The sequence below is a fragment of the Pseudomonas sp. FA117 genome, from assembly GCF_057370475.1.
In genome coordinates, this window is record NZ_CM170675.1 from 4,365,926 (window position 1) to 4,377,958 (window position 12,033).

At 60.8% G+C, this 12,033-nt stretch carries 8 protein-coding genes; 5 read left to right on the forward strand and 3 right to left on the reverse strand.

Annotation, left to right across the window (positions count from 1 at the left end; genetic code table 11):
• Window positions 1-479: 479 nt before the first annotated feature.
• Together AC1TXO_RS20220 and AC1TXO_RS20225 are read left to right on the forward strand one after the other, a co-directional pair.
• A complete protein-coding gene (locus tag AC1TXO_RS20220; RefSeq protein WP_486403380.1) occupies window positions 480-3,359 on the forward strand; it encodes a ribonucleoside-diphosphate reductase subunit alpha in 2,880 nt (959 codons plus the stop codon).
• Between the two features lie 258 nt (window positions 3,360-3,617).
• On the forward strand, window positions 3,618-4,868 hold the full coding sequence (locus AC1TXO_RS20225; protein WP_486403381.1) for a ribonucleotide-diphosphate reductase subunit beta: 1,251 nt from the start codon (window positions 3,618-3,620) through the stop codon (window positions 4,866-4,868).
• A 60-nt stretch (window positions 4,869-4,928) separates the two neighbouring features.
• On the opposite strand, the gene AC1TXO_RS20230 is transcribed toward AC1TXO_RS20225, so the two are convergent.
• A complete protein-coding gene (locus AC1TXO_RS20230; protein WP_486403382.1) occupies window positions 4,929-5,855 on the reverse strand; it encodes a hypothetical protein in 927 nt (308 codons plus the stop codon).
• 263 nt (window positions 5,856-6,118) lie between these two features.
• On the opposite strand from AC1TXO_RS20230, the gene AC1TXO_RS20235 reads away from it, so the two are divergent.
• Both AC1TXO_RS20235 and AC1TXO_RS20240 read left to right on the forward strand, forming a co-directional pair.
• Window positions 6,119-6,646 (forward strand): BRO-N domain-containing protein, encoded by a 528-nt coding sequence (locus tag AC1TXO_RS20235; protein ID WP_486403383.1) that lies wholly within the window; start codon window positions 6,119-6,121, stop codon window positions 6,644-6,646.
• 277 nt (window positions 6,647-6,923) lie between these two features.
• Window positions 6,924-7,820, forward strand: a complete 897-nt coding sequence (locus AC1TXO_RS20240) for a LysR family transcriptional regulator (protein WP_486403384.1) — start codon at window positions 6,924-6,926, stop codon at window positions 7,818-7,820.
• On the opposite strand, the gene AC1TXO_RS20245 is transcribed toward AC1TXO_RS20240, so the two are convergent.
• On the reverse strand, window positions 7,792-9,117 hold the full coding sequence (locus AC1TXO_RS20245) for an OprD family outer membrane porin (RefSeq protein WP_486403385.1): 1,326 nt from the start codon (window positions 9,115-9,117) through the stop codon (window positions 7,792-7,794). The genes AC1TXO_RS20240 and AC1TXO_RS20245 overlap by 29 nt on opposite strands.
• 116 nt (window positions 9,118-9,233) lie before the next feature.
• Window positions 9,234-10,541, reverse strand: coding sequence for an MFS transporter (locus AC1TXO_RS20250; RefSeq protein ID WP_486403386.1), 1,308 nt, complete (start codon window positions 10,539-10,541; stop codon window positions 9,234-9,236).
• Between the two features lie 314 nt (window positions 10,542-10,855).
• Between AC1TXO_RS20250 and argE the strand changes: the two genes are divergently transcribed.
• The gene (gene argE / locus AC1TXO_RS20255; RefSeq protein ID WP_486403387.1) at window positions 10,856-12,028 is read left to right on the forward strand and encodes an acetylornithine deacetylase; all 1,173 of its coding nucleotides are present in this window, start codon (window positions 10,856-10,858) and stop codon (window positions 12,026-12,028) included.
• The last annotated feature ends 5 nt before the right edge of the window (window positions 12,029-12,033 follow it).

Below are 12,033 nucleotides of genomic sequence, written 5' to 3' on the forward strand. Positions count from 1 at the left end.
AAAGTACCCACAAGTTATCCACAGCAGCTCGCCTTGCAAAGACCCCGATACCGCATTATCTTGTATCCCCAGTGCAGCGAACCACTACATGTTGTGGCTTCGCCCCAAATCACAAACACAAGTCCAGGCCGAAACTCAAGCGATTTTTGTGCCGGAACTTACGGTGATTTCAGCAGCCAAAGCGCTCCTGCGCAGGCGCGACCGAGGCAAGCCCGCCAGGGTCTTGTTCGGGTATGGGTGTTGCAGGCATCGCCTGGCACCCGACAGCAACAGTTTTTGGGCGTGACCCAGAATCTTTGACTTCGGCCAGGGAGCGGCAATTGATTGCCCCTTATTCCTGAGTCTGTCCCGAAGTCGGTAAGCCCGAGCGGGCGGATGCACGTGCGCGTGGCATCCCCCACCCGGGCCGGTCGAACTGATGGATGGAACGGTGGGCGCCCACAAGGCGCCTGAACAATATAGAAACTGTGGAGACACCCATGCAAACCGACACAACTCGCGAGAACCCGCAGGCCAAGGCGCCGCAGGCCGCCGATTCGAACCAGGATCTGGCTGCGACCGCTCCGGGCCAACTGCGCGTGATCAAGCGCAACGGCACTGTCGTCCCCTACACCGACGACAAGATCACCGTTGCCATCACCAAGGCGTTCCTTGCAGTTGAAGGCGGCACCGCCGCCGCCTCGTCGCGCATCCACGACACCGTCGCGCGCCTGACCGAGCAGGTCACTGCCACGTTCAAGCGCCGCATGCCGTCCGGTGGCACCATCCACATCGAAGAAATCCAGGACCAGGTCGAACTGGCGCTGATGCGTGCCGGCGAGCAGAAAGTCGCCCGCGACTACGTGATCTACCGCGACCAGCGCGCAAAAGAGCGTGCCACCCGCGCCCACACCGACGCCGTGGTCGAGCCGCACCCGAGCATCCGCATCACCCTGGCCGACGGCAGCCTGGCGCCGCTGGACATGGCGCGCCTGAACACCATCATCAGCGAAGCCTGCGAAGGCCTGGCCGAAGTCGATGGCGACCTGATCCAGCGCGACACCCTGAAGAACCTCTACGACGGCGTGGCCATCAAGGACGTCAACACCGCCCTGGTGATGACCGCCCGTACCCTGGTCGAGCGCGAGCCGAACTACTCGTTCGTCACCGCCCGCCTGCTGATGGACACCCTGCGTGCCGAAGGCCTGGGCTTCCTCGGCGTGGCCGACAGCGCCACCCACCACGAGATGGCCGAACTGTATGCCAAGGCCCTGCCGGCCTACGTCGAGAAAGGCGTCGAGTTCGAGCTGCTCGACCCGGCACTGAAGGGCTACGACCTGGAGCGCATGGGCAAGGCCATCAACCACGAGCGTGACCAGCAGTTCACCTACCTGGGCCTGCAGACCCTCTACGACCGCTACTTCATCCACAAGGATGGCGTGCGCTTCGAACTGCCGCAGGTGTTCTTCATGCGCGTGGCCATGGGCCTGGCGCTGCAGGAGAAAGACCGCGAAGCCCGTGCGATCGAGTTCTACAACCTGTTGTCGTCGTTCGACTACATGGCCTCGACCCCGACCCTGTTCAACGCCGGCACCCTGCGTCCACAGCTGTCCAGCTGCTACCTGACCACCGTTCCGGACGACCTGTCGGGCATCTACAAGGCCATCCACGACAACGCCATGCTGTCCAAATTCGCTGGCGGCCTGGGCAACGACTGGACCCCGGTACGCGCCCTGGGCTCGTACATCAAGGGCACCAACGGCAAGTCGCAAGGCGTCGTGCCGTTCCTGAAAGTGGTCAACGACACCGCGGTTGCGGTCAACCAGGGCGGCAAGCGCAAGGGCGCGGTCTGCGCCTACCTGGAAACCTGGCACCTGGACATCGAGGAGTTCCTCGAGCTGCGCAAGAACACCGGTGACGACCGTCGCCGTACCCACGACATGAACACCGCCAACTGGATCCCGGACCTGTTCATGAAGCGCGTCTTCGACGACGGCAAGTGGACCCTGTTCTCGCCAAGCGAAGTGCCTGATCTGCACGACCTGACCGGCAAGGCCTTCGAAGAGCGCTACGAGTACTACGAAGCCCTGACCGAGTACAACAAGATCAAGGTGTTCAAGACCATCCAGGCCAAAGACCTGTGGCGCAAGATGCTGTCGATGCTGTTCGAGACCGGCCACCCGTGGCTGACTTTCAAGGACCCGTGCAACCTGCGTTCGCCGCAGCAGCACGTGGGCGTGGTCCACAGCTCGAACCTGTGCACCGAGATCACCCTGAACACCAACGCCGACGAAATCGCCGTGTGCAACCTGGGTTCGATCAACCTGCCGAACCACATCGTGGACGGCAAGCTGGACACCGCGAAACTGGCGCGTACCGTCAAGACCGCCGTGCGCATGCTCGACAACGTGATCGACATCAACTACTACTCGGTGCCGCAGGCGCAGAACTCGAACTTCAAGCACCGTCCGGTCGGCCTGGGCATCATGGGCTTCCAGGACGCGCTGTACCTGCAGCACATCCCGTACGGCTCGGACGCTGCCGTCGAGTTCGCCGACAAGTCGATGGAAGCGGTCAGCTACTACGCCATCCAGGCCTCGTGCGACCTGGCCGATGAGCGCGGTGCCTACGACACCTTCCAGGGTTCGCTGTGGTCCAAGGGCATCCTGCCGCTGGATTCGCAACAGATCCTGATCGAGGCCCGTGGCGCCAAGTACATCGACGTCAACCTGGAAGAGTCGCTGGACTGGGCTCCGGTCCGCGAGCGCGTACAGAAAGGCATCCGCAACTCGAACATCATGGCCATCGCGCCGACCGCGACCATCGCCAACATCACCGGCGTGTCGCAGTCGATCGAGCCGACGTACCAGAACCTGTACGTCAAATCGAACCTGTCGGGCGAGTTCACCGTGATCAACCCGTACCTGGTCCGCGACCTGAAGGCCCGTGGCCTGTGGGACTCGGTCATGATCAACGACCTGAAGTACTACGACGGTTCGGTGCAGCAGATCGAGCGTATCCCGCAAGAGCTGAAGGACCTGTACGCCACCGCGTTCGAAGTCGACACCAAGTGGATCGTCGATGCCGCCTCGCGTCGCCAGAAGTGGATCGACCAGGCCCAGTCGCTGAACCTGTACATCGCCGGCGCTTCGGGCAAGAAGCTGGACGTCACCTACCGCATGGCCTGGTACCGTGGTCTGAAGACCACCTACTACCTCCGTGCCCTGGCCGCGACCAGCACCGAGAAGTCGACCATCAACACCGGCAAGCTCAACGCCGTTTCCAGCGGCGGCGACAGCGCCCCGGTCCAGGCCGCGGGCCCTGCCCCGGTACCGAAGGCTTGCGCCATCGACGAGCCGGATTGCGAAGCCTGCCAGTAAGGCTTGGCTGAGGCTTCCCACGGGAAGCCTCAATTTTCTGTGCCACGGCACAGCCCCTGCAGGAGCGGGCTTGCCCGCGAAGAGGCCAACGCCTCCCTATAGCCCTATATAAGAAAGCCGAAGCCCCATAGCCTCGGTTAGCCTCAACGGCACACCCGATTTGCGTGCACAGCAGTACCCCACCCTGGGGCCTAGGCACCGCAACCAAGATCCACCGGCCATACTCCATAGATGGCCCTCGAGCAGGAGAACCTCACCATGCTGAGCTGGGACGAATTCGATAAGGAAGACGGCGAAGTCGCCGCCAAAGGCAACACCCCTGCGCAGGCCAATGCCAGCGCCACCCTCGACAAGCTCGACAGCGCCGGCGGTGCCGCCGCCCTGGAAGCCCGCGCCGCCACCGCGACCGACTCCGACGCAGTCAAGCGCGCCAAGGCTGCCCTCGACGCCCTCGACATCGCCGAAGGCCTGGCCGAGCTGGAAGGCTCCTCGGCCCGCGTCGCGGTCGACGAGAAGCGCATGATCAACTGCCGCGCCGACCTCAACCAGCTCGTGCCGTTCAAGTACGACTGGGCCTGGCAGAAGTACCTCGACGGCTGCGCCAACCACTGGATGCCGCAGGAGGTCAACATGACCGCCGACATCGCCCTGTGGAAGAGCATGGACGGCCTGACCGAGGACGAGCGCCGCATCGTGATGCGCAACCTCGGCTTCTTCTCCACCGCCGACTCGCTGGTTGCCAACAACCTGGCCCTGGCCGTGTACCGCCTGATCACCAACCCCGAGTGCCGCCAGTACATCCTGCGCCAGGCCTTCGAAGAGGCGATCCACACCCACGCCTACCAGTACTGCATCGAGTCGCTGGGCATGGATGAAGGCGAGATCTTCAACATGTACCACGAGATCCCGTCGGTCGCGAAGAAAGCCGCCTGGGGCCTGAAGTACACCCGCGCCATCTCGGATCCGGAGTTCAACACCGGCACCGTCGAGACCGACAAAGAGCTGCTGCGCAACCTGATCGCCTACTACTGCGTTCTGGAAGGCATCTTCTTCTACTGCGGCTTCACCCAGATCCTGTCCATGGGCCGTCGCAACAAGATGACCGGCGTTGCCGAGCAGTTCCAGTACATCCTGCGCGACGAGTCGATGCACCTGAACTTCGGTATCGACGTGATCAACCAGATCAAGATCGAGAACCCGCACCTGTGGGATGCGGCGATGAAGGAAGAAGCGACCCAGATGATCCTGCAAGGGACCCAGCTGGAGATCGAATACGCCCGCGACACCATGCCACGCGGCGTGCTGGGGATGAACGCGGCGATGATGGAGGACTACCTCAAGTTCATCGCCAACCGTCGCCTGACCCAGATTGGTCTGAAGGAAGAGTATCCAGGGACCACCAACCCGTTCCCTTGGATGAGCGAGATCATGGACTTGAAGAAGGAGAAGAACTTCTTTGAGACGCGCGTGATCGAGTATCAGACTGGTGGGGCGTTGAGCTGGGATTAATCGTCCTTGCTATCCAGAAAGGCTGCCTTTGGGCAGCCTTTTTTCTAGCTCACAATCAGTTTATTGAAGACCATCAAACGGTTCTTCAATTCCCAATTTATTCAAAATAAGCGGAAGCATTTTCTGTACGTTCCTCATCCCCACCAACAGCTCATTCATATAGATATCAGGGTGCAGCCTATGCTTATTAAATCCTAAACTTTCAGCTTCTGCCTCATGCCCAACCTCATCATGCGACATGTGCACTAAATTCAGCAACTCGGCTTTTAATGGGACGCCGTTTTTAAATGCCGCCTCTTTGATCTCTATCAGCCACTTTTCATAATTTGAATTCACAGAGAAACAAAACTCTGTAAAATTCTTTGCCAACCTCTCAGCCGATTGGACCTTGCTAGCGGCCAGTTCCATAAGGCAAGGAAGTATATTGTCAGCGGAGGTACCATAAAGCTCTAGTTTCTCATCCTCTAAAAGATATTCCAAATATGCCGCATAGAACCCATAGACATCATTTAGGGACAAAAATATTTTTTCTACCAAAGAAGAAATTTCATTTATTTCAACAACCCCCCAATCTAAATCGGGATCATCGAAATCGACATCCAACTCTGACGGATATACCTTAGGAATTTCAACACCCATCTGAACGAGCGTATAAAACACACTCCAACACAATAGATCGCTAGAATCAAATAATGGCTCGGTCGGGTATCCCGTTTCTTCTTGCTGCTGCGCAATTTCCGCTATAAATTTAATGAGCCTCGCCCATTTAGCGGCTGCTTCTTTCCCCCCAACCCAAAGTATGAACTCCGGGTTCTGCTGACCTATCTCCATCATCTCCCGAAGCTTAGTTTCCATCTCATACGAGATGTAATCCCCTTTCTTCCACTTACTAACCTGCGTTTGGGAAACTCCAAGACGTGTGGCTAGTTCTTTTTGATTACACGAAAATAGATCTAGAGCTAGCTGAATAATTGCACCACTGCTCATATCACACCAATTTAGTAAATTATCAAAATGATAATGTAAACACAACCTCAAGGATTTACAAGAATCTTTTGTAATTTACTAAACATTTTTTCTGGCTGACTTGCGACCTCAATCAAGCTACCTCCGAAAAAGACGTTTCCTACCTCAGCTGCATTGTGTGCCCTTCTGGAAGCGAGATACCTTTCTCACGCGCCTAAGAAACGCTCACGCAGCGGAATCCCGTTCCCGTTAGAAACGGCTCTCCTTATTCTGGAAGGCCAATCATGGACAACCATTATTCCCCCACCCTCTTCACCCGCCACAACCGTCACCTCCACACCCTCTGGCTCGAATCCCAAGCCTGGTTCTGTGCCCACGAACTCGGTCGGATGACCGGGCGCTTCTTCGACGAACACTGCATCCGCAAGCTCGACCCGGACCAGCATCGCACCGTGCAGCTGCTGCGCTACGGCCAGTACGGCGAAACCACCATGGTCAGCGAGTCCGGAGCCTACACCCTACTGGCTCATCATCACATTCCGGAGAACCGTCACTTGAGGCGCTGGCTGACCCACGAGGTGGTGGCAGTGCTACGTGATGGGCAGATGAATCGGGATGAAGCGCCGCGACTGGGACAGATGTGCTGGCCTGGAGGGCGGACGGCGACATTGCTCTATTGGCAGAGCGAGCCCTGGATGAGGATGCGGGATATGCCGGTGATGCTGGCTGGGGATGAGGCTGAGGTGACGGTGAAGCGCAGGATGAGCTGGATGGAATGCGCCCAGCGGGCTTTGGGGCTGCATGGGGTTTAGCTGAGCTTGTGGCATATAGCAGAGGCTTGAGGGTTCGCCGCTTCTGGGGATGGCAGGTGCTTTTGTGGGACTGTGGTGGCCTCTTCGCGGGCAAGCCCGCTCCTACAAGGGCGGTGCGACAACCGGTGCAAATAGCAGCAGGTGGCGAACTCTGGCCAGCAAGCTAACTTGAACTCCGCCAGCACCTGGACAAGATTAAAACGCGCAGTCGCTTGGCACCCAAGCCATCCCCCCTGTAGCGTTGCACCATCATCAAATCCCCGAGCCAATACCCCCCATGGAAATCCGCCATTTCCGCTACTTCCTCAGCGTTGCCCAGCACGGTCACTTCACCCGTGCCGCTGAGCAGTTGGGCATCGCGCCGCCAACGCTGAGCCGGCAGATCCAGGACATGGAAAACGAGCTGGGCGTGCGCCTGTTCCAGCGCAGCCAACGGGCCGTGCGTCTCACCGCAGCCGGCGAGGCGCTGCGGGTCGAGGCGTTGCAGGCGGTGCGCCAGTTCGATGCTGCGCAACTCGGCGCGCAGCGGGCCGGGCGCGGCGATGTCGGGCGGATCGAGGTGGGTTATGTGGCTTCTGCAGCGTATTCCGGGCTGCTGCAGCAACAGGTGACGCACTTCAATCAAGCCTGCCCCGGCGTCCAGCTCAATATCCGCGAGGTCGGCATGATGGCCTCGCCCGAACTGGTTCGTGACGGGCTGCTTGACCTCGCCTATGTACGAATGCCCATGGAGCTACCAGAAGAACTGCACGCCATCACGCTGCTGGAAGAAGGCTTCGTCCTCGCCCTGCCCTCAAGCTCGCGCCTCAACGAACTGCCGCTGATCAACGCCGCACGGCTGGCAGGGGAAACCTTCATCCTGCCCGAACAGATCTCCGGCACCTTGGCAGTAGCCGCACAGGGCGGCTTCACCCCTCATCTGGGGCCGCAGCCCGGCAGTCTGGTAGCAGTGGTCGCCCTGGTCTCCTTGGGCCAGGGCATCGCGGTGGTGCCGGAGTCGATGGTGCGCCGGGTCAACCTGCCGCAGGTCAACTACCGCCCTATCGCCGACTGCCAGCCAAAGTCGAGCCTCGCTGTGCTGCATCGGCGATTCGAAAAGGCACCGGCCGTGCAGCGCTATATCGAGATGCTCAAGCCATCCCCTCCTACAACAACTTCACCGGATACTCGATGATGAACCGCACCTCATCGATATTGGCCAGCGGCTGGTCCTTGTTCTCGCGCACCACGGCGTAACGCAGGCGCAGGCGCAGGTCCTTGGCCCAGCCACCCTGCACGGCGTACTGCACGTCGTAGTTGCTTTCCCAGTGTCGGCCGTTGGGCCCGTACAGGCCCCGGTAGGCGCTGGACGGATCGACGTGGCTGCCATCGGTGCGGCCGATGCCGTAGCGCATGGCGAGCTTCAGGCCAGGGATGGCATAGGCGCCCATGTCCACTTCATAGCGGAACTGGAACGCCCGCTCACGCGGCCCCTGGAACTCGTCGACCATCATCGCCATCGGCAGGCTCAGGCCGCTGGCCTTGCGATCGGCGAAGGCGATTTCATCCAGGGGCGTGTCGCTGTTGTTCTTCTGCGCGACCAGGGTGAAGGTATGCGCGCCCTGGGTGTAGGCCGCACTGATCGCACCGGCCACGCCGTCGATGGGGCCGGCCGTCGCAGCGCCGGCGTCGGTGCTCCGATAGCCATTGAACGACAGGCGCAGGCTGCGGTTGCCCGCCAGCGGGATGCTGTAGTTGGAGCCCAGGTAGTACAGGCGCCAGAAGTCCTTGGCCTCGGAGGTGAACAGCGATATGTCCCAGTTGCTGGACAGGGTGTAGCGCCCACCGGCGTACTGGTAGCGTTTGACTTCCTTGTCCGAATAGGCCGAGCGCAGGATGTCGGGTGTGGTGCCGGTGCCGGCGACGCCGGAGGTGAAGCGCCCGGCGTCGAGTTTCAGGCCGCTGATGTCCTCGCTGATCAACTGCCAGCCATGGGCGAGCTGCGACAGCAGGCGGGCACTGGTGTCGACGAAGAACACCGGGTTGGCCGGGGCGACGTCACCGTAGTACAGCCGGGTGTGCGACAGGTTGACCTTGACTGCACCACCGAGGGTACCGAACGCCGCATGCGCCCTGCGGCTGTCACCGATGGGCAGGAGCATGGTGCCGGTAGTGCCGCCACCGCTGTCCAGGCGCAGGCCGCCACGGGCGTAGGCGTCGAGGCCCCAGCCCAGGGTGCCTTGGGTGAACCCGGAAGAAAACGCCAGGTTGGCACCCTGCGCCCATTCCTGGCGATAGGAACCGCGCGACGCCCCGAAGTTGTTGGATGCGCCCTTGCGGTAGTCGCGGTCGAAGTAATAGTTGCGCACCAGCAGGTCGCTGCTGGCTCCCTCGAGAAAGCCTCGGTTGACCGGCGCGTCATCGGCCAGCGCCAGGGAAACCGGCAGGCACACGCAAGCGACGCACACAATTGCACGCAATAGAGCACTCATCAGTCGATCCATTGTTGTTGTGGTTATTTCGACAGGCAGGCGTCAGCCGACCGGTGCCGGGCAGGACGCCCGGTCACCTGTCGCTGGCAGGTTGTGGTGCTGGAGTCGCAGTTGGCTCAGCGGGCAGCAGCCTTCTTCGGCAATCTCAGGATCGCCAGGCTGCCGAGCAGGGCCGCCACGGCCAGGCCGTTGGTGGCCAGGTTGGTGCTGCCGGTCAGGTCCTTGGCCAGCCCCATCAGATAAGGCCCGAACAGACCACCCAGGGCCGCGATGGTATTCATCATCGCCAGACCCACCGCCGCACCGCGACCGCTCATGTAGTTGCCGGCCGTGGCCCAGATCAGCGGTGTGGTGCCGATGAACGCGCCGGTGGCCAGGATCACCCCGCCGATGCGCAGCACCGGTTCACCGTCACTGGCCACCAGCAACAGGCCGATCGCGGCGATGACACTGCTCAGCGCAATGTGCCAGCGCCGCTCCTGGAAGTGGTCCGAAGACCTGCCCAGCACCAGCATGAACAGCGCAGCAGCGATGTACGGCAGCGACGAGATGTAGCCAATGCTGGAAAGGTTCTCGACACCCGACTCCTTGATGATGGTCGGCGTCCAGAACACGGCCGAGTAGATCCCCAGGTTGACCGAAAGCAGGGTCACTGCCAGCAACCAGACATTGGCCTGGGACAGCACCTGGCCGATGCGCTCATGCCCCGATTGCTGTTGCTGGCGATTGTCGTTGAGCTGCGCCAGACGTTCGCGCTCGCCCTTGCTGAGCCAGTCGACCTTGTCTGGATGCTCGGGCAGCAGGCGCCAGAACACCACGGCGAAGACCAGGGCAGGCAAGCCTTGCAGCAGGAACAGCCATTGCCAGTTGCGCAGCAGTTGCGACTGCGCGAAGTGCTCCATGATCCAGCCGCACAACGGTCCGACCACGATACCGCCCACTGCCGTTGCGGTGATCAGGATCGAGAACACTCGGCCGCGCCGGTTGGGTGGGAACCACAGGCTCAGGTAGTACACCGCACCTGGTACGAAGCCGGCCTCGGCGGCGCCCAGCAGAAAACGCGAGATGTAGAACTGCAGCGGTGTACGCACGAACAGCGTGGCGATGGCGATGATGCCCCAGGTCAGCATGATCCTGGCCAGCCAGACCCGCGCGCCGACCCGGTGCAGGACCAGGTTGCTGGGGATTTCGAAGAGGATGAAACCGAGAAAGAAGATGCCCGAGCCGAAGCCGTAGACCGCGGCGGAGAAGCTCAAGTCATCGAGCATCTGCAGCTTGGCGAAGCCGACGTTGACCCTGTCGATGTAGGCAATGATGTAGCCGATGAACAGAATCGGCATGATCCGAAGCATGATCCTGAGGAACAGCGCCTTGTCGGACGCCTCCTCCTGATCCAGCACCAGCGAATCGGTAACGGCCTTCATTTTTATTATTACCCTCGATGTGAACCGCTCGAGCAGGCTCGCATGATGAGCCTGCCACCTGTGCCTGGGCAACGGAATCGCAGGGTGAATGTCGGCACCCAAGCGTCGATATCTGTCACCAAGTCGCAAACTGAATTCAGTTACGAGACAAATAGAATCACCTGCCAAGAACGCCGTCAACACCTTTCGAAAACCCAGTATTTGTTAGATTAAATCTTGATAAAAACTCGAATCACTCGCCATGAAGTGGCTTGACCTTTGCTCAAAAAGCGTCCTAATCTGCAAATTGAATTCAATTTAGGAGCTTATTATTCATGCCCACTACGCCCTCCCCCAGCCCGGCCGTGATCAACTGCCTCTCGCAACTGATCGCCTTCGATACCGTCAGCCGCCACTCCAACCTCGAGCTCATCGAGTGGGCGGCCAATCTGTTGCGTGCCCAGGGCGCCAGGCTGCGCTTCAACTACAACGCCGATCGCAGCAAGGCCAACCTGATCGCCACCTTCGGCGAAGGGCCGGGCGGCGTGGTGCTGTCCGGGCACACCGATGTGGTGCCCGTCGACGGCCAGCAGTGGCAGGGCGACCCGTTCACCGCGCGCATCGAAAACGGCCTGCTCTACGGCCGCGGCGCCTGCGACATGAAAGGCTTCATCGGCGTGGTGCTGGGCATGGCGGGCGAAATGGCCACGGCCGATCTGCGCGAACCCATCCACATCGCCTTGAGCTACGACGAGGAAGTCGGCTGCCTGGGTATCCCCGGCCTGCTGCAGGAGATGCGCGAGGCCGGCATCGAGCCCAGCGGCTGCATCGTCGGCGAACCGACCAGCATGGAAGTGGTGTCCGCGCACAAGGGCGGGCGGATCTACAGTTGCCACGTCAGCGGCTGCGCAGCGCATTCCTCACTGACCCCGCGCGGCGTCAACGCGGTGGAATACGCCGCACGCCTGATCACCTACATGCAGGATGTGGCCGAGCAGGAGGCCGTGGAGGGCAAGCGCATGGAGGATTTCGACGTGCCCTTCTCGACGCTGTCCACCAACCTCATCAATGGCGGCAACGGCCTGAACATCATCCCGGCGGCCTGCGATTTTTCGTTCGAGTACCGCTTCCTGCCCGGCATCGATCCGGACAGCCTCTTCAACCGGATCAAGGCCTACGCCGACGATCACGTGATCCCGAAGATGAAGGCCAGGAACCCGGCCGCCGGTATCGAGTTCCACTGCAAGGGCGCCATCCCTGCGCTGAACGCCGAGACCAGCCGTGAGCTGCAGGCCCTGGCCAGCCAGTTGCTCGACAGCAGCAAGACCCGCAGTGTGGCCTACGGCACCGAGGCGTCGTTCTTCCAGGAGGTGGGGGTGCCAACGATCGTCTGCGGCCCCGGCTCGATCGAGCAGGCACACAAGCCGGACGAGTACGTGTCGCTGGAGCAGCTGTATCGCTGCGAAGTGTTCATCCGCAAGCTGATCGAAAACTGCTGTCGCAAGTGAAGCGA

Excerpts from the sequence above, each read along its gene's own strand:
- AC1TXO_RS20220 (WP_486403380.1), top strand. The coding sequence starts at position 480 with ATGCAAACCGACACAACTCGCGAGAACCCGCAGGCCAAGGCGCCGCAG.
- AC1TXO_RS20225 (WP_486403381.1), top strand. The coding sequence starts at position 3,618 with ATGCTGAGCTGGGACGAATTCGATAAGGAAGACGGCGAAGTCGCCGCC.
- AC1TXO_RS20230 (WP_486403382.1), bottom strand. The coding sequence starts at position 5,855 with ATGAGCAGTGGTGCAATTATTCAGCTAGCTCTAGATCTATTTTCGTGT.
- AC1TXO_RS20235 (WP_486403383.1), top strand. The coding sequence starts at position 6,119 with ATGGACAACCATTATTCCCCCACCCTCTTCACCCGCCACAACCGTCAC.
- AC1TXO_RS20240 (WP_486403384.1), top strand. The coding sequence starts at position 6,924 with ATGGAAATCCGCCATTTCCGCTACTTCCTCAGCGTTGCCCAGCACGGT.
- AC1TXO_RS20245 (WP_486403385.1), bottom strand. The coding sequence starts at position 9,117 with ATGAGTGCTCTATTGCGTGCAATTGTGTGCGTCGCTTGCGTGTGCCTG.
- AC1TXO_RS20250 (WP_486403386.1), bottom strand. The coding sequence starts at position 10,541 with ATGAAGGCCGTTACCGATTCGCTGGTGCTGGATCAGGAGGAGGCGTCC.
- argE (WP_486403387.1), top strand. The coding sequence starts at position 10,856 with ATGCCCACTACGCCCTCCCCCAGCCCGGCCGTGATCAACTGCCTCTCG.